At 58.5% G+C, this 23,475-nt stretch carries 17 protein-coding genes; 8 read left to right on the plus strand and 9 right to left on the minus strand.

The genetic code is table 11. The annotated features are described in order from the left end of the window. Positions 1 to 91: 91 nt before the first annotated feature. Complete coding sequence (locus P3C50_RS19310; protein ID WP_275547198.1) at positions 92 to 2,146, minus strand: AsmA family protein; 2,055 nt, start codon at positions 2,144 to 2,146, stop codon at positions 92 to 94. A 135-nt stretch (positions 2,147 to 2,281) separates the two neighbouring features. Between P3C50_RS19310 and P3C50_RS19315 the strand changes: the two genes are divergently transcribed. Further along, complete coding sequence (locus P3C50_RS19315; RefSeq protein WP_275547199.1) at positions 2,282 to 3,061, plus strand: TatD family hydrolase; 780 nt, start codon at positions 2,282 to 2,284, stop codon at positions 3,059 to 3,061. A 424-nt stretch (positions 3,062 to 3,485) separates the two neighbouring features. Here P3C50_RS19315 and P3C50_RS19320 read toward each other — a convergent pair whose 3' ends face one another. The 4 genes from P3C50_RS19320 to P3C50_RS19335 form a co-directional block, all read right to left on the minus strand. After that, a complete protein-coding gene (locus tag P3C50_RS19320) occupies positions 3,486 to 5,516 on the minus strand; it encodes a methyl-accepting chemotaxis protein (protein WP_275547200.1) in 2,031 nt (676 codons plus the stop codon). Positions 5,517 to 5,868: 352 nt separating this feature from the next. Continuing rightward, positions 5,869 to 6,702: a regulatory signaling modulator protein AmpE gene (ampE, locus tag P3C50_RS19325; RefSeq protein ID WP_275547201.1), complete on the minus strand. Its 834-nt coding sequence runs from the start codon at positions 6,700 to 6,702 to the stop codon at positions 5,869 to 5,871. A 2-nt stretch (positions 6,703 to 6,704) separates the two neighbouring features. Beyond that, a complete protein-coding gene (gene ampD, locus P3C50_RS19330; protein WP_275547202.1) occupies positions 6,705 to 7,256 on the minus strand; it encodes a 1,6-anhydro-N-acetylmuramyl-L-alanine amidase AmpD in 552 nt (183 codons plus the stop codon). A gap of 438 nt (positions 7,257 to 7,694) precedes the next feature. After that, positions 7,695 to 9,995 (minus strand): DUF1631 domain-containing protein, encoded by a 2,301-nt coding sequence (locus tag P3C50_RS19335; RefSeq protein ID WP_275547203.1) that lies wholly within the window; start codon positions 9,993 to 9,995, stop codon positions 7,695 to 7,697. 411 nt (positions 9,996 to 10,406) lie between these two features. On the opposite strand from P3C50_RS19335, the gene nadC reads away from it, so the two are divergent. The 6 genes from nadC to P3C50_RS19365 all read left to right on the plus strand — a co-directional run bounded on the left by nadC (position 10,407) and on the right by P3C50_RS19365 (position 16,931). Next, positions 10,407 to 11,255, plus strand: coding sequence for a carboxylating nicotinate-nucleotide diphosphorylase (gene nadC / locus P3C50_RS19340; protein ID WP_275547204.1), 849 nt, complete (start codon positions 10,407 to 10,409; stop codon positions 11,253 to 11,255). Between the two features lie 227 nt (positions 11,256 to 11,482). Further along, positions 11,483 to 12,793: a nucleotide sugar dehydrogenase gene (locus P3C50_RS19345; RefSeq protein ID WP_275547205.1), complete on the plus strand. Its 1,311-nt coding sequence runs from the start codon at positions 11,483 to 11,485 to the stop codon at positions 12,791 to 12,793. 39 nt (positions 12,794 to 12,832) lie between these two features. Then, positions 12,833 to 13,993, plus strand: a complete 1,161-nt coding sequence (locus tag P3C50_RS19350) for a glycosyltransferase family 4 protein (protein ID WP_275547206.1) — start codon at positions 12,833 to 12,835, stop codon at positions 13,991 to 13,993. Beyond that, positions 13,980 to 14,957 carry a glycosyltransferase gene (locus P3C50_RS19355; protein WP_275547207.1) on the plus strand — a complete coding sequence of 326 codons (978 nt, stop codon included), beginning with the start codon at positions 13,980 to 13,982 and terminating at the stop codon, positions 14,955 to 14,957. The genes P3C50_RS19350 and P3C50_RS19355 overlap by 14 nt, the downstream gene beginning before the upstream one ends. A gap of 35 nt (positions 14,958 to 14,992) precedes the next feature. After that, positions 14,993 to 16,036 (plus strand): class I SAM-dependent methyltransferase, encoded by a 1,044-nt coding sequence (locus tag P3C50_RS19360; protein ID WP_275547208.1) that lies wholly within the window; start codon positions 14,993 to 14,995, stop codon positions 16,034 to 16,036. Between the two features lie 4 nt (positions 16,037 to 16,040). Next, positions 16,041 to 16,931, plus strand: coding sequence for a glycosyltransferase family 2 protein (locus tag P3C50_RS19365; protein ID WP_275547209.1), 891 nt, complete (start codon positions 16,041 to 16,043; stop codon positions 16,929 to 16,931). Here the strand turns inward: P3C50_RS19365 and P3C50_RS19370 are convergent. The 4 genes from P3C50_RS19370 to P3C50_RS19385 form a co-directional block, all read right to left on the minus strand. After that, a complete protein-coding gene (locus tag P3C50_RS19370) occupies positions 16,915 to 18,165 on the minus strand; it encodes a lipopolysaccharide biosynthesis protein (protein ID WP_275547272.1) in 1,251 nt (416 codons plus the stop codon). The genes P3C50_RS19365 and P3C50_RS19370 overlap by 17 nt on opposite strands. A gap of 88 nt (positions 18,166 to 18,253) precedes the next feature. Further along, positions 18,254 to 19,105 carry a glycosyltransferase family 2 protein gene (locus tag P3C50_RS19375; protein WP_275547210.1) on the minus strand — a complete coding sequence of 284 codons (852 nt, stop codon included), beginning with the start codon at positions 19,103 to 19,105 and terminating at the stop codon, positions 18,254 to 18,256. Then, the gene (locus P3C50_RS19380) at positions 19,102 to 21,039 is read right to left on the minus strand and encodes a tetratricopeptide repeat protein (protein ID WP_275547211.1); all 1,938 of its coding nucleotides are present in this window, start codon (positions 21,037 to 21,039) and stop codon (positions 19,102 to 19,104) included. Before P3C50_RS19380 ends, P3C50_RS19375 begins: the two co-directional genes overlap by 4 nt. 68 nt (positions 21,040 to 21,107) lie before the next feature. After that, the gene (locus P3C50_RS19385; protein WP_275547212.1) at positions 21,108 to 21,545 is read right to left on the minus strand and encodes a pilin; all 438 of its coding nucleotides are present in this window, start codon (positions 21,543 to 21,545) and stop codon (positions 21,108 to 21,110) included. A gap of 225 nt (positions 21,546 to 21,770) precedes the next feature. Between P3C50_RS19385 and pilB the strand changes: the two genes are divergently transcribed. Continuing rightward, positions 21,771 to 23,474: a type IV-A pilus assembly ATPase PilB gene (pilB, locus tag P3C50_RS19390; RefSeq protein ID WP_275547213.1), complete on the plus strand. Its 1,704-nt coding sequence runs from the start codon at positions 21,771 to 21,773 to the stop codon at positions 23,472 to 23,474. Position 23,475 lies beyond the last annotated feature (1 nt).

A 23,475-nucleotide genomic window follows, 5' to 3' on the forward strand; every position in this document is an offset into this window, starting at 1 on the left:
CGCTGTTCAATTCAGTGTAACCGAGGCACGAAGGCATCGCCGAGCGCCTACCGGCCTGGATCCCATGCACGGTAGAACACTGCGAACAGCATCAGCCGCCCTGGATCTTCTGCAGCAACGGCTCGCACTGGCTCAGCTCGTCACCGGCACTGGGCGCCACCAGAGCCAGCAGCCCGGCTGCCGGCGCCACGGCCACGCCCAGTGCCACCAGCCCGGCACCACGCAGCGCCAGCGGCGTGGCCTGCACGCCTGGCGCGGGCTCCTTGAAGGTGCCGCGCACGTAGAGCGGCGAACGCAGGGAAAAGATGCGAAAGCCCTTGGTGGCCGGGGTGACGGTGAAATCCAGTTGCTCGCTGGCGAAGTTGGCACTGCCGTCCACCTTGATCACCGCGTTGTCGGTATCGATGACGAATAGCCGCGTGCTCATCAGCCCCTTCTCGATGCCGAGATCGGCCGCTGCGCAATGGATCTTCACCTCCTCGTCGCCGAACAGCCGGCCCACCAGGTAGTTGCCGACGTTCAGCCCGGCGATTTCCATCACCCCGCGGCTCACCGCACCATCGTTGATCAACATCTTCAGCTCGCCATCGGCGCTGCCCAGCAGGGCTGCCACCGAGTTGCCGCGGCCACTGAGACGTGCATCGCCGTTCAACTCGCCAAAGCTGGTCTGCATCGGCGCGAAGGTGGGAAACAGCTGCTTGAGTTTGAGATCGCGCGCGCGTAGGCGCATCTGCCCCTGCAACGGCGTGTTTGCACCATTGAGGCGAATCTGCGCATCAAGCACGCCACCGGCCATGCCGAAACGCAGTGGTTCCAGGCTGAGCATGCCGTCGTTGAGTACCACATGGGTATCCAGGTCACTGATCGGCAGTTGCACGCTGTGCACGATGCGCTTGCCGACGAAGCGCACATCGGCATCCATGGCGCGCCAACGGTCGGTACGAAACTCCGAAATCGGCAAGGCCTTGTTCGCCGGCTGCGTGTCGCGTTCGCCACGCTCACGCTTGTCGGCGCTGGAATCAGCACCGATCAGGGGCGCAAGATCACCGAATAACAGCTGGTTGGAGGTCAGGCGGCCGGACAGTTTCGGCCGCGGCTGGCGCGCGACGAAGGTCAGGTCGCCATGGATATCGCTGTCGCCAATACGCCCGTTGAAACCGAGGTAGCGAAAGGTCGCCCCGTCAGCATCACGCAGATCGGCCTGCAGACGACCGTCGGTACTGTAGGGCGGCGTGTCTGGCAAGGTAACGCCGGTCAATGGATAGAGATGGCCCAAACTGGCCCCGGCAAGCTGCAGGCGCAGATCCAGGGCGCCCAGATTCTGCGGGCCGGTCAGGCTGCCGGCGACTTGAATACGGGTGGACCCGATTCGCACATCCGCCTGCAGCGGGAAAGGTTGCGAGGCGTCATGCAGCGCCAGCAAACCACCGACCTTGCCGCTACCGGTCAGCGGCTGACCGCGAAAGCTGCCCTTGGTCTGCCAGGCGAAGGCGTAGTCCTGGGCGCTGGCATCGCTTTCGGCCAGCCGCTCGGCAGCGCTCCTGCCAACGATCTCGGCGAAGGGAATCGGCTCACCCAGCGGCTGGATGACCGCCTCCAGAGCAGTGTTGCTGACCTTGTCATCGAGCTTCACCTGCCCCTGATCGAAGGCGATGGTGCCAATATCCAGCGTCCAGGGGCTGGGCTGCTCGCTGTCGTCCGCCTGTTCGCTACCCAGGTCGAACACCCAGTTGGCGCGACCATCGGCCAGGCGCTGCAAATCGGCATTCGGTGCGCCGAGTTCAATGCTCGGAATGCTCACCGTCTTCCACAGCAGCGGCAGGGGCGACAAACGCAAACGCACGCGGTCGAGGCTGACGAAGGTATCGCCCTGCGCCCAGTCAGGATTGCCCAGACGCAGGCGCTCGGCGGAGAAATGCGGCCAGGGCATCCAGGCGCTCAACCCCTGCTGGCCAGGTTCGCGCTGCCAGATCACACGCAGATCGCCCTCGATGGCGAACGGCCGATTCAACGCCGCCGACACCTGCTCGTTGATCAGCGGCCGCGCGCGATTCCAGTCGAACAGCACCAGAAACAGCATCAGCGCCGCCACCAGCAGCAGGAAAACAGCGAACAACGCGCCCATCAGTTTGCGTACCTGACGCACCCGGCGACCTCCTCATCTGACGTTCGAGTGAAACCCGTCCATAGCCATACGACTGAAAAGATTAGCCAACGCTCCCCGACACTGGCAGCAATGGCGAAAATAGCCCACCCTGAAAGCCCATTCGCGAGCCGACCGATGCGCCTGATCGACACCCACACCCACCTGGATTTCCCGGACTTCGACGCCGACCGCGACGAAGTGCTCGCACGCAGCCGCGCCCTGGGCGTGCAGCGTATGGTGGTGCTCGGGGTGTATCAGGCCAACTGGCAGCGTCTGTGGCGACTGGTCGAGGCGAACGAGGGCCTGTATGCCGCGCTCGGTTTGCACCCGGTGTATCTGGACGATCACCAGCCGCAACACCTTGCCGAATTGCGCGACTGGCTGGGCAAGCTGGCCGGACACGGCAAGCTCTGCGCTATTGGCGAGTTCGGTCTGGATTATTACCTGGCGGAGCTGGATCGCGAACGTCAGCAGGAATTGTTCGAAGCGCAGCTGGAGTTGGCGGTGGCGTTCGAATTGCCGGTGCTGCTGCACGTGCGCCGCGCCCATGCCGCCACCATCGCCACACTCAAGCGCTTTCGCCCGGCACATGGCGGCATCATCCACGCCTTCGCCGGCAGCGTTGAAGAAGCGCGCGAGTACATCAAGCTGGGCTTTCGCCTCGGTCTCGGCGGCGCCGCCACCTGGCCGCAGGCCAACCGCCTGCGCAAGGTGGTGGCGCAACTGCCGCTGGAATCCATCGTGCTGGAAACCGACGCCCCGGACATGGCACCGGCGATGCACCCGAACCAGCGCAACAGCCCCGAATACCTGACGGACATCTGCGCCGAGCTGGCGGCGCTGCGCGGCGTTACGCCCGAAGAACTGGCAATGGCCAGCAGCCGTAATGCCGATGAGCTGTTCGGCTGGGGATAGGTGAGCAACTCTGGGTAGGAGCCCCGCCCCGGGGCGAAACGTTTGCGGCGGGGCGCCGTTCCTATAACACAGCCTGTGGAGATAATGCTGTGTACTTGAAGGTTGTACGCGCTTGGCTCCCCTCTCCCATTTATTGGGGGCACGCCTAGTGGAGAGGGGCTGGGGGAGAGGGCTGAAAACGCCGCGAGACCGCCAGCTTTCCCTCTCCGCAAAGGGGCTGGAGGACTGATCGTGCTCGCCCCTTCTTTTGTGACCAGCATTGCGCACCAGGGCGAAGCGTTATGAAGTCACGATCCAAATTCGCGGCGGGGCGCCGTTCCTACCAGGCTAGCGCGACGGCCGCGGGAATGTTGTGGGAGGGGCTTTAGCCGCGACTATCAAAAAACGTCGCCGCTGAAGCGCCTCCCACGAGGCCAATCCTCACTCACACACGAAACGCGCTGATCAACTGCCGGAGCCGCGCCACCAATTCGCTCAACTCGCGACTGGCCTGCTCGGTCTGGCTGGCACCTTGCGCCGTGCGTTCACCGGCATGATTGATCTCGACGATGTTCTGATCGATATCGTGGGCCACCGCCGTCTGCTGCTCGGCCGCCGCGGCGATCTGCTGGTTCTGGTCGACGATCATGCCCACGGCGCCGAGGATATTCTCCAGCGCCAACTGCACCTTGGCTGATTCGCTCACGGTGCCATCGGCCATCTGGTGACTGGCATTCATCGCCTTCACCGCAGCCCCAACGCCGCCCTGCAGCTTGGCGATCATCGCCTCGATTTCCTCGGTGGACTGCTGGGTGCGCTTGGCCAGGTTGCGTACCTCATCGGCCACCACGGCGAAACCACGGCCCTGCTCGCCGGCTCGCGCCGCCTCGATCGCGGCGTTGAGCGCCAGCAGGTTGGTCTGCTCGGCAATGCCCTTGATCACGTCCAGCACCTGGCTGATCGCGGCACTGTCGCTGGCCAGCTGGTTGATCACCAACACCGATTGGTCGATCTCACCGGCCAGCCGCTGGATCGCCCCCACCTGCTGCTCGACCAGGGCACGACCGCTGACCGTCTCCTGATTCACGCTCTGCGCACTGCCCACCGCAGCGGCTGCGCTGCGCGCGACTTCCTGGGCGGTGGCGGACATCTGGTTCATCGCCGTGGCGACCTGTTCGATCTGCGCTCGCTGGCTGGCCACCGCCTGGTTGCTCTCGCCCGAAACCAGCTCGACCCGGTCGGCCTGTCCGCCAACCTCGCCCACGGTATGGCCGACGCGCTCGATCAAATCGTGAATACGCTGCACGGTCTGGTTGAAGACCTGGCCCAGCTCACCCAGCTCATCGCGGCTCTGTGCCTGGAAGTTGGCCGTCATGTCGCCTGCGGCCACCTTGTCCATCACCTGCCCCAGGTTCTTCAGGGTCGCGCGGGTGGAAACGTAGAAGCCGCTGTAGAGGTAGACGATCAGCAGGAACACCACCACCAGCGCCACCGCCAGCAGCACCATCTGCGCACGGTTTTCGCTGAGTCGTTTGCTCAGTTGATTGTCGAGGAAGGCCAACAGACCATCGTTGAACGCGTAGGTCCTGGCCATCTGCTGGCTGGTCTGCTCATAGAGCTGCGTCCAGGGCGTATCCAGGCTGTCGGCGATGATGACCTGATCCTCGAACAGCACGGCGCTGTCCTTCAAACTCTGGCGGCTCGCCTCGGCCAGGCTGCCAAGGCCGTTCTGCGCGGCGACGTTGCCGGCCAGGGCATCCTGCAGGTTCAACCCATACTCGGCGTGCAGTTTCTCCAACTGCAGCAGCAGGTCGTCGAACTTGGTGCTGGCTGCAGAGTTGAGATAACCCTGGCCCAGGGAATAGGCTCCAACCGCTCGGCCCTGGCTAAGCACATCGGTAATTTGCGGGGTGACGTTGGTGATCAGCTCGGTGATCTGCCGTACCTGACGTTGCGGGTCCTGGCTCAACCCGGCCTGACTGGCCACCAGCTTGATGAACACCTGGGAAGAGCCCAGCAGCTTCTCGACGATGACTGTCTTGCTCTGCAGCGACGTCTCGGCCTCCGCGCTTTTCAACTCGGCCAGCAATTCGTCGCGTTTGGCGACGAACTCCGCTGCCTGCTCGCTATCGCTGGTCACCGGCTGCAGCCCTTGCAGCCCGGCATTGAGCGACTGCTGCAGTTGGCCGATCCGTCCCTCCAGATCCCCCGCCTGACCGGACTGACCGATCATCGAGTTGATCTGCACCAGGTCGTTGAGGCTCTCCAGATCGCGGCGTAGCTGAAGACTGCTGCCGAGCAGCTCGAGGCTTTCCAGAGCCGTCTGGGTGCCGACGAACTGACGATAGGAATCTCGCACCAGATAGAAGTTGGTGACGAGCATGGGCAGGAAGAATAGAACGCTGATCAGGCTGAACTTCATGCCGAAGCTGAGGCGATTCATCAGCGCGATGGCCGGATACAACACGGTCTTCACTCGACGTCTCCAATTGCCATTATTGTTATTAGGTCTCGCTTGGCAGCCGCCGAGCCTCTTACGATCTCGTGACGGTATCCTGCTTCGACCGACATATGGCATGCGGATACATGCGCCGAATACAGGCCGATAAACGTGATGGAAATCACCAAACAGGTCGACTGCCGCCTCCTTATACCGCTTATCGACACGCCTCTCTGTAACTTAAGGTTAAGCAAGCGCAGCGCACATGCTGTCCCGGGCGCGGCCAGGTACAGCGCATGATCCTGATGAAAACGTAGGGCGGGTGAAACCCGCCACCAGGCTAGCCCGGCCGCTCCCGCCCTGCCGGGTTCTGCCTGTGATCGGCGCCTTAGATGAACAGCACCCAGACCGCGTAGCCGGCGTACCAGACCACCGCCGCGCGAATCAGCAGTTGCCAGAGCTGGTCCAGGGTATCGACACCCTCCTCGCCCATCACCGGCGGCGGCATTTCGCCCGCCGCACGCCCGGCCTTGATCACCAGTTGCGCGGCGGAAATATCCCAGCTCAGCAGCTCATGCAGCAGGGCACGGCTGACGGCGACGAAATTGCCGACCAGCGCGAAACTGGAAGCCAGCACCCGCGCTGGCAGCCAATCGAAGGCATGGCGCAGTTGCACGGCGCGCTCACGCAGGGCCGGCTGCTGGGCGTGCTCGGCACTCAGTGCCAGCAGGCGATAGGCCAGCGCCGCCATCGGCCCCAGCAGCAGATACCAGAAGATCACCGCGAAGAAGCTCTGATAGGCCTGCCACAACAGATGCCCCTGAACCTGCTGCAGCAACTCGGCACCCTCCTCCGGCTGCAATGCCAGGTCGCGCTCGGCCACATGGTAGGCCGCCTGACCATCACCGCGGCGCCAGGCGTCACGGAACGGCCCCAGGGCCGCAAGCTGATCGCCGCGACCCAGGCTGTAGATCAGCACCAGCAAATGCACCGGCAAGGCCAGCCAACCGTAGGCCAGCGGCTCGAGGATCAGCAGCACCAGGCCCAGCGCCAGTACCGGCAGCAACACCAGAATGGCCAGGCATAGCCACGGAGCCTGCTGCAGCCCGCCCTGTTGCAGGCGCTGCAGTTGCGCCAGCCAGGGGCCGTCCTGCTGGATGCGCAGGCGCCAGGCGGAAAATTTCTCGACCCACAGCACCAGCAGAATCACCAGAAAACTCATTGCTACCTCTCATTCAATTCGGCATGCAACCGCGGCCAGTCGAACGCCGGCCCCGGATCGGTCTTGCGCCCAGGGGCGATGTCGCAGTGACCGCGAATACGCTGCGCCGACAGCGCCGGGTAGGCATCGAGCAGTTGCCGCGTCAGCTCCGTCAACCTGGCGTACTGAGCATCGCTGTAAGGCACGTCATCCGCACCTTCCAGCTCCACACCTAAGGAAAAATCATTGCAGTTGTCACGCCCCTCGAACCAGGAAACCCCGGCATGCCAGGCACGATCCAGGCAGGAGACGAACTGCGTCAGCCGGCCATCACGCTCGATGAAGAAATGCGCGGAAACCTGCAGCGAGGCGATTTCGGCAAAGAAGGGATGCTCGTGCGTGGGCAGCCGGTTCTGGAAGAACTCCAGCACCTTGCCTGTCCCGAACTGGCCGGGCGGCAGGCTGATGCTGTGCACCACCAGCAGGGATATTTCGCCATCGGGGCGAGCGTTGAAGTTCGGCGAGGGGCAATGATGGATACCCTGAAACCAGCCGGTCGTGGGGTCGAGCTGCATATGGCACTCCTGAGCGTGGCACCACTCTAGAACAGCCGACCCAGACGGCCAAGAGCGAGACAGCAACAGGATGTGCGAAGACGGAAAATAGAGGGGCACAAAGTAGAAGCCGCGCCCCGCGACGAATGGTTGCGGCAACGCTAAGCCAAAAGCTTCGCCCCGAGGCGCAATACTGTTCACTTAAGAAACGGTCGAGCGCGATTAGTCCCCTCGCCCCTCCGGGGAGAGGGTTAGGGCGGGCCGCGTTCTGCGAGGGGAAAAACTGGCAGTTTCGCGGAGTTTTCGGCCCTCTCCCCCGCCCCCTCTCCACTAGGCGTGCCCCCAATAAATGGGAGAGGGGAGCCAATGCCTACGACCTTAAGTGAACAGCATTACGCCCCGAGGCGGGGCTCCTACAAGGCCACTCGCTACCAGCAGCAGAACGTTGCAGGCAACGAATCAGGCGTTCTTCAATTTGCGCAGGTTACCGATCACCGATTCGAGCGCACGATCGAACAGCAATGCATCGTCGAGCAGGCGAATGGTGTTGCGACGGAACTCCACGGCCAGCGCATTGCGGCTCTTTTCCAGCACTTTCATGCCGGTACGGTTGACGAACACGTACTTGCCAGTAGGTTTGATGATCGCCGCCAGCTTGCAGCGCAGCTTGTGCTCATCGTCTTCCTGGAACTCGACCCAACTGCCTACACGCAGACTATCGACCTGCTGCAGCGCCTCGTCATCGTCCGGCATTGCCACGTCCGGCTCCTGAGGCCGGGTCTGACCCGGGGCCAGCAGGACGATCTCCTCGACCACCTCGACCATGGCCGGCGCATCTTCGACCTCTTCCGCTGCCGGCAACTCCAGCAGCGGCAGCTCGATACCTGCTTGCGCGGCGTCAGTGGTGGATTCGGATTCGTCCAGCGCAACCTCGGGCTCGGCCGTGGCGCGCTTGAAGCGCTGGAAAGCCTGCACATGCAGTGCCTCCAGCTGGCTGAAGAATTCGCTAGTGGAGAACGGATCGAAGGCGGCGCTGACCATACCCTCGCGCAGCGCCTTGAGCAGGCCGGGCACCAGTTCCAGCAAGCGCAGTCGCGCCTCGGGATCTTCATGCGGCGCAACGCTCCAGACCAGATCATCCATGGTCTGCAACGCAGCCTGCCATTCGTCCGAGTCCACGCCATGCTTGAGACAGGTGAGCATCAGCACCTTGCTCCAGGCTTCCTGCAGCAGACGCACCACCACTTCCGGTAGGGTCTTGCCCAACAGCCGCTCATTTAGCGCCTGTTCGACCTGACGGCGCGCCAGTTCGGCCTTGGCACTGCCCTCCTCGGCATCACGGGTACGCTGTTCGAGCAGTTCGCTACGGCGACGCTCGTCGCCCGTGAAGGCCATGAACTCGGCGAGCAGCTCGGAGAAGATCGCCGGATCATCGACGAAGTCGTTCAGCAGACGCTGCACCACCTGCTCGATCTTCTGGTACAGGCTGTCGCGCTGCGCATCGTCCTGATCGCCCCAACCCAAGGCCGCGGAGGCGATTTCGTTGAGCAGACGGCGCGCCGGGTGACTGCCGCGACTGAAGAAGGTCTTGTCCAGCACCGCGACCTTGAGCATCGGAATCTGCAGGCGGCCGATCAGCGCCTTGAGCGAATCCGGCAAAGTGCGGTCATCGAGAATGAACTCGAACAGCATCGACACCAGGTTGATCACGTCTTCATCGACTTCGCCGACCACGCGCGCCTTGCCGCTCTTGACGCTGGCACGTTCGAGCAAGCGCTCGAGCTGATCACGCAGATCGAAGTCCGCAAAATCGACTTGTGCCGGGGCACGCTGCTGCATGTGCGACAGCAGGCGCATGAGGTCGTTGCTGGTGATCGGCAGCGCATCGGCCACCTGGGCGCGGCGCGGCATGGCAGTGCCGCGTACCTGCAGGAGCAAATCCTGCAGCGCACCGAAGACTTCCTGAACGCCCTGATCGGCGCCTTCGAGCAGAGGAATGCCTTCCTCGCCCGAGGCCTGGCTATAAGTAGAGGCCGCGGGGCGCTGCTGACGACGCGGCGGCGCCGACTTCAGCTCCGGTAGCACGCCCGCATTGACCAGGGCCTGGTTGGCCTCGGCATAAAGAACATCGCAGCTGCCCAGCACGTATTTTTCGAACAGCTTGAGGATGATCAGCTTGACCTTGATCTCCACGCCCAGGCCGCTGCAGGCATCGAGGAAATACTCACTGAGCAGCGTCGGGCCGAGCGGGTTGCTCTTGTCGTCGAGCTTCTTGCTGATCACCGCATTGAGACGCGTGGTGAGGTGGCCCAGCGCCATGGCATCACGGCTCATGACCTTGGCCACCATGGCATCCAGCGCCACGGTCTCTTCCAGCTCGTCGTTCTGCACCAGGCTCAGGCTGTCGAACGACACTGCATCCAGAGCAGGCTGCTGCTTGCCGATTTCATACTGATTGAGATTGGCGAAAGACTCGAACACCTTCTGCAGGAAACCGCGCTCGATGTTCTTGCGCTTCAGACGCAGGTCGCGCATCGCCTCGAAGAAAGCGTTCTGCTCGGCATTGCTGGTCGCCCGATCCGCCATCTCGAAGAGGGTATCGTCAGCATTGTCGAACAGGCTCTGCAGGCTCTGCTTGAGCTGTTGCGCGGCTTTGTCACGCACCTGAATAAGCGCCACGGGCAGTCTTCCTACCGGCGAAGTTGGCGATTGCTCAGCGGTCGCCTTGGTCAGGGGCACCACATTCGCGTCGGTCTTCATTCTAGTCTCCCGCAGACTGCCCGAACCGGGCTTCCTGGTCTGCACAGCGTCAACCGAGCGTCATCCTTAACGTCAAAGGCCTGGCGTCAATAAAATAAAAAGTAAAGGCATTATAGGGAGGCTGCGCGCCATACCAAGCCAATTTTTTCTAGAGACATGATCCGCATCACAGATAGCCTCACGCCACTTACAGGCGGTAGTCTCTACAACACCCTCGCACCTCTGCAGCCTAACGCTGCCAGCTACGCGCCGCTGCACCGGTGGTCGGCGCATTGCCATCAATAAGAGCCGCAGTGCATGGCAAAAGTGCCCAGTCAATAATCGAAAACCGAACGGCGCAGAACGGCACTCGACCGTTGCCCCGCCCCCGCCTGGCTCTATAATCGTCCCTCGCCTACACCGGAGCCGACCATGCCCAACCTGACACTCGCCGAACTCAGCAGCGAAATCGAAGCCAATGTCCGCCGCGCCCTGGCCGAAGACATCGGCAGCGGTGATATCACCGCCCAGCTGATTCCGGCCGAGCGCCTGGCCAGCGCTCGAGTGATCACTCGCGAGGCGGCGGTTATCTGTGGTGCGGCCTGGGTCGATGCGGTATTTCGCCAGCTCGACCCGCGCGTGGCGGTGCACTGGCAGGTGCAGGACGGCGACCGCGTTCAGGCCGGCCAGACCCTGTTCACCGTCGAAGGCCCGGCCCGCGCCCTGCTCAGCGGCGAACGCAGCGCCTTGAACTTCCTGCAGACCCTGTCCGCCGTTGCTACCCGCTGCCGCCATTACGCCGATATCGTCGAAGGCACCCAGGTCAAACTGCTCGACACCCGCAAGACGCTTCCCGGCCTGCGCCTGGCACAGAAATACGCCGTGACCTGCGGCGGCTGCCACAACCACCGCATCGGCCTGTTCGATGCCTTCCTGATCAAGGAAAACCACATCGCCGCCTGCGGCGGCATCGCCCAGGCAGTTTCAGCCGCCCAGCAGATCGCCCCCGGCAAGCCGGTGGAAGTGGAAGTGGAAAGCCTGGAAGAACTGCGCGAAGCGCTGGAAGCCGGCGCCGATATCGTCATGCTCGACGAGCTGTCATTGGAAGATATGCGCGAAGCCGCAAACCTCACCGCCGGCCGCGCCAAACTCGAAGCTTCTGGCGGCATCAACGACAGCACCTTGCGCACGGTCGCCGAAACTGGGGTTGATTACATCTCGCTAGGGACGCTGACCAAGGATGTGAAGGCGGTGGATTTGTCGATGCGCTTGACACTGTGAGCCACTGACCACTGCAGGAGCCGCGCCCCGCAGCGAATCGCAGCTTCATCGACGTCTCGTAGGACTACACAAAATTCGCCCCGGGGCGGGGCTCCTATAGATCGAACCACGCTCTAATCTTACGGGTTCTTACTGCCAGACTCGCAAGCGTGATAGAGCACACTGCCTAGCCCAGCAGCCTTCTGGCATGATGGCCTTATGAAGCCCTCACGAAGTCGAGCAGCACAGTGAACGAAGCGTTATTTCCCCTGCAAGAACGAATCAATTCGGGAGCTGCAGTCGTCGGCATATATGGCCTCGGCTATGTCGGCCTTCCCCTCGCATTGCGCTTCTGTGAAGTCGGTATCAAGGTCATCGGTTTCGATATCGATGATGACAAGGTCGACACCCTCAACGCCGGGCAAAGTTATATCGAGCGATTGACGCCTCAGCGCATCAAGCACGCCTTAGCGCAGGGACTGGAAGCTACTACCGATTTCGCCCGCAGCGGTGAAGTCGACGCACTGATCATCTGCGTACCCACCCCACTCAACGCACACCGCGAACCCGACCTGAGCTTCGTCATCAACACGGTAGAAGCAATACTTCCCCACTTCCGGGCCGGCCAACTCCTCAGCCTGGAGAGCACCACGTGGCCAGGAACAACAGACGAGGAGCTCGCTCCCCGCTTGGCGACGAAGGGATTTATCCCCGGTGAAAACTGCGCACTAGTGTTCTCCCCCGAACGGGAAGACCCGGGCAATCCGGACTATGGCACCCATGACATCCCCAAGGTCATCGGCGGCATGACGCCAAGCTGCCTGGAACTGGGCCGGGCACTCTACCAGCACGCCATTCGTTCATTAGTGCCTGTCAGCAGCACCCGTACTGCAGAAATGACCAAGTTGCTGGAGAACATTCACCGCGCAGTAAATATTGGCTTGGTCAACGAAATGAAGATCGTTGCTGACAAGATGGGCATCGATATACATGAAGTCATTCGCGCTGCCGCAACCAAACCCTTTGGTTTCACGGCTTACCATCCTGGTCCAGGCCTGGGCGGCCACTGCATTCCCATCGACCCGTTCTACCTGACCTGGAAGGCCAAGGAATACGGCATCAATACACGCTTCATTGAACTGGCCGGCGAGATCAACCACTACATGCCACACTGGGTCGTGCAGAAAACAGCGGACGCCCTCAATGAGCATGGCAAGGCGATCAAAGGCAGCCGCATTCTGGTGCTGGGCCTGGCCTACAAGAAAAACATCGACGACAGCCGCGAGTCGCCGGCCGTGGAAATCATGGAGCTGCTGCAAAGCAAAGGCGCCGTGGTCGACTACAGCGACCCGCACATCCCGACCTTTCCAAAGAAGCGCGACTATCACTTTGACCTGAAGTCCATCGAGCTGAGCGTAGAACATATTGCCCGCTACGACTGCTTGGTTCTTGCTACCGATCACGACGGCTTTGATTATGAGCTGCTACAGAGCCAGGCGAAGTTGATTGTGGATACACGCGGCCGCCTGCAACGGCGAGGCAATGTGGTTCCGGCCTAAGCACCGCCTGGCTACAACAACAGATAACGGCGAGACAGCATGATCAAGCGCCCGCGCATCCTCCTGATCACCCGCAACCTTCCCCCTCTTGTCGGGGGTATGGAGCGCCTGAACTGGCATATGGCTGATGAACTAGCCAAACAGCACGAGGTGCAGGTGATCGGCCCGAGAGGAGCGGCAGCACTGAAGCCCCAATCTGTCATCCTGACTGAAGCGCCACTCAAGCCCCTACCACTGTTCCTGCTGATGGCATTTTTCAGGGGGGTGTGGATTACCTTACGCTGGAAACCGGATGTCATTCTCGCGGGTAGCGGCCTTACGGCGCCCATTGCCCGGCTGCTAAGCAAACTGCGCGGCGCCCGCTCGGCAGCCTACCTGCATGGCTTCGACATTAGCGTCAATCATGTCCTGTATCGCAGACTCTGGCGGCCAATATTCAAGAAGCTAGATAAGGTCATAGTCAACAGCTCGCCCACGCAAACGCTGGCCGTCGCAGCTAGCGTCAATCCAGCCAATATCAGCATTGTCTATCCCGGCGTCAGCCTGCCAGAAGCACCACAACCGGCAGAACGCATTACAGCATTTAAAGAACAGCACGGACTGGCCGGTAAAAAGATTCTACTGTCTGTAGGCCGCCTGACCACCCGTAAGGGATTGCGGGAATTTGTAGAGCAGGCCCTGCCCACCATCGTGCAGGCCGAGCCTGATAGCGTGCTGGTAGTGATTGGGGAAACACCAAAGAACTCCTTAGGCGCAGAAATCCAAAGCGTTGAAAGCATCCAGGCTCAAGCAGCAAAGTCTGGCGTGTCGGGGCATATCCGGTTTCTGGGCGTAATCACTGACAAGAAACGGCTGGCTACTGCCTACGAAGCCGCTGACGTACATGTATTCCCCGTGCGCCATATTCCCGATGACCCGGAAGGTTTTGGCATGGTCGCCATCGAAGCCGCTGCGCATGGGTTACCTACAGTGGCGTTTAATAGTGGCGGGGTGGTCGATGCAGTTGCAGAAAGGCAATCCGGTCATTTGATTGTACCTGATAATTACTGCGCACTGGCTCAAGCTGTATTGCAAATACTGGTTGATGATCCAGCTATGTGGCGAACTAACACAACTACCTATGCTCAGGGTTTTGCCTGGCCAGTCTTCGGTCAGCGCATAAGCGCGGCATTGAAATCGGATTATCATGACCGAGCCTAAAAACCTAGCGACTCAAGAGTCGGCAGCAATCTCGCGCCTGGCGACAGTCACAGTAACCTTCAATCCCTCACAGATGGAGCTGGAGGCACAGCTACATGCATTGCCTACATCCAGCATCAAGGTCATTGTGGACAATGCATCCCAGCCTCAGACTTGGGCAGAGATAGAAACTGTCGCCAGCAAATTTAAGGATGTCCATCTGATACGAAGTGACTCCAACCTGGGTCTAGCAGCCGCTATCAACCGTGGCGTGAATTGGTTAGCTACATTGACTCCCTGCCCGGAATTCGTACTCTTGTTAGACCAAGACAGCGAGCCACAACCAGGCAGCATTACCGCTCTACTTACTGCGTTCGAAAATCTTCAATCACAGGAGTGCAAAGTAGGATGCGTGGGACCATTACTGGCAGATCCCGATACCGGTCTGACACATGGTTTTCACCAAAGCAGCCGATGGAGGTGGACGCGGGTTTATCCACCAATAGGTTCGGCCTCACCCATACCATGCTCCAACCTCAACGGCAGCGGAACACTTGTGCCCATTAACTTGTTTCAAGAATTGGGCGGCCTCGATGAAGAATTATTCATTGACCACGTAGATACGGAATGGGCCTTTCGTGTCATGGCACACGGATACAGCTTGTGGGGCATTCCGAAAGCGGTGTTTAACCACAGCATGGGTCAAGCCAGCGTACGCTTCTGGCTATTTGGGTGGAGAGTCTGGCCGGTTCGCTCACCGAAACGACATTACTACCTATACCGCAATGCCGCCTCCCTTATGAGGCGATCTTACATCCCCAGGGTCTGGAAAACCTGGGCTGTGGTAAAGCTAATTCTGACCGCCGCCGTTGTGGCCATGACAGACCCCTCCCGCAGCCAACAAATTAAAAGCATGTGGCAAGGGATAAAAAAAGGCTCCCCCAAAAGCGCAACCTGCAGACACCCCTTACCGCCAAGCCAATAAGAAAGTGCGGACAAGTATATAGAGATATGATCGGAATGAACGCCAACAACCCTGGTCATTGGTCACGCGGCCAGCTTGAATCTGTCATTAAATGCCCTGCCTGTGGCAGCGCCATACGCATCTCGACAGCTTTCGAGCGCCGCGACAACGAAAGCTCCATGCCGGATCTGTGGCGCATGGTGCAATGTAGTGACTGCCAATCCATTTGGCTTGATCCTCGCCCCGATGCGCAATCGTTACCGCGCGCCTATGACAATTACTACACGCACAGCGCAGAGTCCGATGAGATCCCACAAAGCGGAACCAGCGGGCTAGCCTGGAGCCTGATTCATGGGTACCTCAACCAGCGCTTCGGCATGCATCGGAAACCTGCGGCAGGATGGGGATACTACGTTTTCTCTCTCATCGAGCCATGGCGACTTAAACTGGACTATTACGGCCGACACTTAACGCGTAGCCGGGCAGAAAAGCCAGGTCGACTACTGGATATCGGCTGTGGCAATGGGGCATTTCTGTCGCGCGCCATCGATATGGGTTGGCAGGTACAAGGCTGCGAGATTGACCCCAAGGCAGTAGCCACCTGCCGTAGTATTGGTATCGACGCAACGGAAGGTGATGCCTTTCATCCATCCCTGCTCGAGCAGTCCTTTGATGTCATCACCATGAGCCATGTACTCGAGCACGTGACTGATCAACCTCAGTTATTGCAACGCGCCTATAATTTGCTAAGACCCGGAGGGATGCTATGGCTTGCATTACCGAATCCAGAGAGTATCGGACTTCGCGTGTCCGGCTCAGCGTGGCACGCATTGCATCCGCCGTACCACCTATGCATTCCAAGCCAGGCAATTTTGCTGAGTTGGCTCAAGGAAAAAGGATTTTCCGACATACGATTCTTACGGCGCGGAACGCACGTTCGAAATGTTTGGCGAACCTCACAAACCATCGCCCAACGAGAGGCCATTGCCAGCCCATCTAAAAGTCAACTGCTGGTTTGGCGGATAATCGCAGATGCACTGGCAACCGTCAGCCCACGTAGAGCCGAGGAAACGGTATTACTCGCAAAAAAGCCGGAATAAATCAATGGAAGCCGATATAACATTAATCATTGGACTCGTGCTCCACTTTCGCACGCCAGAGAAAACGCTTGCCTGCCTTCACTCTCTGCAACGAGAGGGTATACGCCAAGCCATCGTTATCGACAACTCAGAAGACGACGGGAAGTCCATCACCTCTATGCAAAATGGAATGGAGGCACTTCGTAACATCGACTTCGACGCCATAGTGCTATGCCCTAGCTGTAACCTGGGTTTTGCGGGCGGTGTCGCATATGGCCTTGAATTCATAACAAGCAAACAGCCCTGCCATATATTGCTTATCAACTCGGACGCCAGACTCACCACAGGGTCACTTGATCACATGCGCCATGCGCTAAAAAACGCCGAAATAGTTGCCCCAAGAATTGCGCAAGGTCATCAACCGCCTACCTCACCGCTCGCCTATTACGACCAACTCCTGGGCCTTATAACATGGACTCCCAAGCTAATGCCGTTGCCCCATGCCAGCGGCTGCTGCCTGTTAATACACCACAATCAGACCCGACCCTCTTTATTCGATCAGGATTTTTTCTTCTACGGCGAGGACGTAATGTTCGGCCTCGACGCCCAGCGACGGGGTATCACAGTGCAAGTATGTGCAAGCGCCGTGGTTTCGCATGCAACCTCATCAAGCGCAAAAAATGGCTCGATGTTTTACGAATACCACATCAATCGAGCACACTGGCTACTGGCCACAAAGCTGGCGCGCAATCCGCTGGAAATGTGTGCATTTATCATTGCAAGAAGCCTCACTCTGCCCCTGCGTGCCTTGATACGAAGCTTCCGCTTCCGCTCACTTGTTGCATGGAAAGGTCTGTGGGCTGCAACAACTGACGTACTGCGCGGGCGCCGTCGCAGTTTTACACCATCACCTTAGCTGTTTTCTGGTTGGTACTCACAACCAAGTAACAACCCAATATAGCCATGGTCCACTCCGAACACGCCAGAGCTAACGGCATACCGATTATGCCTATGTAATGGGTGAAAATAATGGCCGCTATGAGCATAGAGACAAGGCCAGCCACCTCGAACCCCGCACGCATCCAAGGTTTGCCAATGGCCATGAGCGTGCTGCCTGCAGCAATACGCAGGGCCATACCAGGCACTGCTAGGCAGAGCCAGTGAATTATGTACTCAATCCCATCGTATCTCTCACCAAAAAGCCAGGAGAAGATCGGAGCTGCAAACCACAGCGCAGTAGCCAGCACCGTGCTATATGCCAGCGTTATCGAGAATATCCACCGCAACAGCCGGACCGTACGCTCAGGTTGTTCCTGGCTCTCACGGAACAAACGCGGCAGCGCCGACTGCATCATGGCGATCACAGGTAATGTAGCGGCACTGATGACACGGGATCCTGCCGCATAAAGCCCACCTGTCATGGGTGGAAGCAGCTTGATGGCTAGCATTTTATCGAGCTCAGTCGGGCCTGCTGCAGTGATCGCCAGCACACCATAACCCTTCGCTTGGTGCCACTGGGCCTTACTTGGCAGCCGCCAAGCGCTCGGACGTGGCCAAGGGGTAGACATGGTAGAAAATGCAACGATCAGTGCAATAACCGCAGTAAAGCAATAGAGATAGCCAAATACGATCAACGGATCATCGGGACTCCATAGGATTACAGCCATAACCGCCACCAAACGCAAAATTAGAGGAAAAACCAACAGCAATTGAGAGCGTGCAATCCTTCCTAATGCCTGATGTTCAAATGCGGGCAAGCCTAGTAATGGCAATAAAATAATCTCCGCAATACCAATGTTTAGTAGCACAGCCAGCGACGTATTGGCCTCATGCAGCACAAAAGCGCAGAGCAGTAAATAAGCCATCAACAGAACACTGCCGCAAAGCAGTGTGCAGGGAATCGCGGAAGGCAACACTTGCTCTCGACGTGAGGAGTCCTTGGATACCTCGCCCAAAAGAACCAGATGCATTCCACACGTAGAAAGCGTTCCCAACAGCACAGCTAGCGCTGCAATACCCGCAAACGCCCCAAATTGCTCAGGTCCCAGCATCCGGGCGACCAGCAGCAAGGTGCCAGCCTGCACCATGAGGCGCAGCCCCAGGACAAAACTGGTACGAATAGTCGCGAGAGCGATCGGTCCCTTGAGCATGTTCAATCGTCTGTCATCCAGTAGCCGAGCGTATTGGGCGCAACTGAGAGCTTGACCAGCACCTAGTTCCCGGCATGCATGGCTCGACTCAATCCCTGCCCTTGTACATCAACGCCGTGATCTGCTCTGAAATAAGCCCCATCAGAAACACCATCACAGCGCCGCTGTACAACAATGCACTCATATTGGTGAAGCGACCGAAACTATACAGGGTATAGCCATACCAGCCCGAAGCAAGCAGGAACATGGCCAGCGCAACCGGGGCGAAGATCTTCACCGGAGAAAACAACGTACCGATCTTGAAGATGATCAACAAAAAACGGGTGCCATCACGTAACAGGCGGATATGGCTTTTGCCGATACGCTGGGCGGCATGAATCGGTACGTAAGCCACTGAATAGCCTGCACGGAAAAAAGCCATGGTGCTGGTAGTGGGGTAGGAGAAACCGTTGGGTAACAAATAGAGGAATTCGCTGAACTTATTGGCTCGTACAGCGCGGAACCCCGAAGTCAAATCCTCAACCCGATGACCAGTCATCCAGCTCGCCAAGCGGTTGTACAAGCCGTTGGCCAGCCCGCGCCCCACACTGGCCTGCGAACCCTTCTGGCGCGCTCCCACAACCATGTCGTGCCCCTGCTCGATCAACTCCAGCAGGCGGGGAATATCCGCCGGGTCATGCTGACCATCAGCGTCCATAAACACGATTATCTCACCACCTGCAGCACGCGCACCGGTCTTGATAGCAGCACCATTGCCCTTGCTGTAAGGGTGATGAACAACCTTGGCTCCTGCTGCCTCGGAAACCTCAACCGTATTGTCGGTAGAGCCGTCGTTGACCACAATTACCTCAGCATCCGGATAATACTGGCGGATGCCGGCAACAGTTGCACCAATGGCGGTAGACTCGTTCTTGGCGGGGAGGATAATGCTGATCGTCATGGAGCTTCCGTGGCAGTGTTCTTGATATTCATAGCCTCTCTCAAGGCATCTTTCAGATAGGTTATATCCTGCTCATAGGACATACGCGAACGCTTCAGCTTGCGCGAGTCTTGCTGTGCAAGTACTTGAGTAGCCTGCTCCAGCAACGCTAGCGCTTTTTCCGGATAACCGGCAGTCCCCATTTCTGCCACCATTGCAAGCGCTGCGTCGGTTTCCTGATAGCGGCTTATCGCCTGACTGTAATATCCGTAAGCTTGTGCAGCATCACCAATGTGCAGGTATAGCTGGGCACGCAGGTACGCTACCAGACGCACAAACAACGGGAACTGGCCGTACACCGGACTGCTTTCCATCGTATCCAGCAAACTCAGGCTGTAGCGCGCATAGTCGAGAGAATTACTTGCGGTATTTTCACCCGTCACACGCTCTACCAGAGTACGTATGCCCTTCACCGTTTGGGCATCGAACTCCTGCGACTTGAGGCGTTCACCTGCCTGGATAAAATCTTGCTCATTGGCTTGCCCTACCCAGACCTTCTGCAACAGCAGGCGAGCAGTCAGTAGAGAGCTGTGCGGCAAACGTCGGCTCGCTGCCAGCAGATAGTCATTGGCCTTTTCATAGTCGCCATTATTCATGTAATGGGCCGCAACTGCGTTGACGGCTCGTGGCGAGTCGGTAGCCGACTGCACCCAATACAGCTCCAACTTATCGTTATCACTCCATAGCGATGCACGCAACCAGGTCATGGATGCGAGAATACCCAACACGACAACGGCCAGCACCGGCAACAGCTTGAAACGAGTACTGTAGATGACACAGTAATAGGCCAGCGGTAGAAACGAGAACAGCGACGCCAGATGGTTACGGTGCTCGAAGTACAGCTCTAGCCCGACGACGGTGGACTCCATCAGGTGAGAGGCAAGAAAGAACAGTACACCCAGACTAACCAACGGTGCCTTTTTACGAACAGTAAAAGCGACCGCCAGCAGAGCTACAAGAAAGGTAATGGCAAAGAAAGTGCTAGCCGGCTCAAACACGCCCTTGGAAATGACATAACCATCCTGATAAAGGCCATTGCCTTCAATTCTCGGTACGAACAGATGCAGTAAATATTCGCAGACAATTCGGGCTTCAGTCAGCAGACGCTCAATCTGATTAAAATTTCGATTAGGCCAGGGGTTATCCGAAAAATCAATATAGCGGGCTAGCAACGCAACAATGGCCAGCGAGGGCAGCCAGAGAAACAGGGCGCGCCACTGCCACGCAGGTCTACCCTCTTTCGGAAGGCAAAACTCGATCACCAGCACCAGCAAAGGCAGCAACGCACCGTTCTCCTTGCTGAAGGTAGCCAGTAAGGTTCCAGCTGCTAGCCCCAAACTCATAAGGATATAGGCGCGTAGCGGGCGTATTGCCAACTGCAGTCGCCCATACAGATACAGAACGATCCCGGCTAGGCAGAATAGCGTCGCCAGTTGTGCCATACGCTGTACCACATATAGAGTGGTAGATACCATGTACGGGTGCAGCAACCACAGGGCACAGGCCAGAGTAGCGATATATTGAGCCTGTTTTTCACTAACACTCTTAAGGTTGCGCAGGAGCAACAAGGTGGCCCAGCACAGCAGTAGACTACATAAAATATGAATCAATAGATTGGTTTGCTTGAACCAGGGGGCATGGCTAGGCCAGGTGTTGTCATCCAACAAAAAGCTGGCCAATGAAATGGGGCGCCCTGTTGGACCGGACCAACCACTGAAGACAAAGGCTCGGAAACTTTCCCAGTCCACCACCCCGCCATAATTGGCCATGCTGTCCAGATTCGGATTGTCATCGAATAGAAAGCCACCGGCAAGCCCAGGCCAATAAACCACTGCACCCAGCACGCCTAGCAGTAATAAAAAAAAGGAAGGAAACAGAGCAACGACCGAGCGCATTAATCATCCTTGGCCAAAAACAAAACTGCCCGCGATCGCGGGCAGCCTTGGCAGTGCATTCCGCCTAATTAATTACGGCAGGAAGTGGGGTAGTACTTAGTTTCAGTAGTACCGTCTGCCTTGCAGGTCCAACTCACAGAACCAGCAGCAGTAGTTGGGCTCAGAATCAGCTCAGCACCTTGAATGCCTTCGGATACACCAGTACTTTTCATGAGAGCGGTGATTACGCCACCGTCTACTGTAACCGATTCAACATAGTTGCCGGTGATATCCCCAGCATCCGCCAGACCTGCAGAGTCGTTATCAGCCGGGTAGGTACCTTTTGCGCTGTAAAACTCAGAAACGGCAGTGCGGGCGCCAGAGGCGAGGGTCATAGCTTCGGACATCTGCGAGCGAGCGGTGTAATCCTGATAAGCCGGCAGTGCGATGGCAGCCAGAATACCGATGATCGCAACCACGATCATCAGTTCGATCAGGGTAAAACCCTTCTGCATTTGAGCTTTCATTCGTTAACTCTCCTAGAAATTGACAGGTCCAGCGACCTGAGCACGATAATGCAGCCAGCGTGCCAACTTCAGCAAGCATGCCAAATGGGGCTATTCGACCAGGCCGTCGCACATTGCAACACCGCCGACGGACACTAACTGACCTTTTTCGTCACCTGGCAAAGCGTGGTTTGGCAGGCGCCAGCAACTAAGCTATAAGGCAGGCATTGTGCGTGGAGCCCCTCAATGAACGAAAGCGTATCCCTGTCCGGCTTGGCCAAGCAGATGGTGCTGGCCGAATTGCTGGACGAAAAAGCAGCCCAGCAAGCCCAGCAGCAAGCTCAACGTAACAAGCTGTCGCTGGTCACCTATCTCGTACAGAACAAGCTGGTTAAAAGCCGCGCTTTGGCCGAGCTAGCTGCAGAGCAGTTCGGCGTGGCCTTTTTCGACCTCAACGCCATCGATAAGGAAGGTCAACCCAAGGATCTGATCAGCGAAAAGCTGGTACGCCAGCACCGCGTGCTGCCGCTATGGCGTCGCGGCAACAAGCTGTTCGTCGGCCTTTCCGACCCTTCCAACCATCAGGCTGTCACCGATGTGCAGTTCAGCACCGGCCTGACCACAGAAGCCATCCTGGTCGAGGACGATAAACTCGGCGATGCCATCGACAAGTTCTTTGACTCGGCCAATAGCGGCATGGACGACCTTGCTGACGTCGACCTGGATGGATTGGATGTCGAAGTAGTCGATGACGACAAATCCACAGGTGAAGGCGGCGCCGATGCGGACGATGCGCCAGTGGTGCGTTTCGTCAACAAGATGCTGCTCGATGCCATCAAAGGAGGTTCATCCGATCTGCACTTCGAACCCTACGAGAAAGCCTACCGAGTACGCTTCCGCACAGACGGCATGCTGCATGAGGTTGCCCGGCCGCCAATCCAGCTCGCCCCACGAATATCCGCACGCCTGAAGGTCATGGCAGCTCTGGATATTTCCGAGCGGCGCAAGCCGCAGGATGGCCGGATCAAGATGAAGATATCCAAGAGCAAGGCTATCGATTTTCGCGTCAATACGCTGCCCACGCTTTGGGGCGAGAAGATCGTGATGCGGATTCTCGACCCCACCAGCGCGCAGATGGGGATCGATGCCCTAGGTTACGAGGAAGAGCAGAAGGAGCTGTATATGACAGCCCTGAAGCAGCCGCAAGGCATGATCCTGGTCACCGGCCCCACAGGCTCGGGCAAGACAGTATCGCTCTATACCGGCCTGAACATCCTCAATACGCCTGATGTGAATATCTCCACCGCGGAGGACCCGGTGGAAATCAACCTCGAGGGGATCAACCAGGTCAACGTGAATCCCAGGCAAGGCATGGACTTTACCCAGGCGCTGCGCGCCTTCCTGCGTCAGGACCCGGATATCATCATGGTGGGTGAGATCCGCGACCTGGATACCGCCTCCATCGCCGTCAAGGCCGCGCAGACGGGACACATGGTGATGTCCACGCTGCACACCAACAGCGCCGCAGAAACCCTGACCCGCTTGCGCAATATGGGTGTGCCGTCGTTCAACATTGCCACCTCGGTCAACCTGATCATCGCCCAGCGCCTGGCGCGCAAGCTGTGCAACACATGTAAGAAAGAGGTGGCGGTACCACGCGAGACTCTCTTGGCGGAGGGCTTCCCCGAAGACAAGATCGGCACCTTCAAGATTTACGGCCCGGTCGGCTGCGACAATTGCAAGGGCGGGTACAAAGGGCGTGTCGGTATTTATGAAGTGGTTAAAAACACACCCAACCTGCAGCGGATTATCATGGAGGAAGGCAACTCAATCGATATTGCCACACAGATGCGCAAAGACGGCTTTAATGACTTACGCACCTCCGCTTTGCTCAAGGCCATGCAAGGGGTCACCAGCCTTGAGGAAGTCAACCGCGTAACCAAGGATTAAC

The organism is Pseudomonas sp. Marseille-Q0931 (assembly GCF_940789645.1).
Taxonomy (GTDB): Bacteria; Pseudomonadota; Gammaproteobacteria; order Pseudomonadales; family Pseudomonadaceae; genus Aquipseudomonas.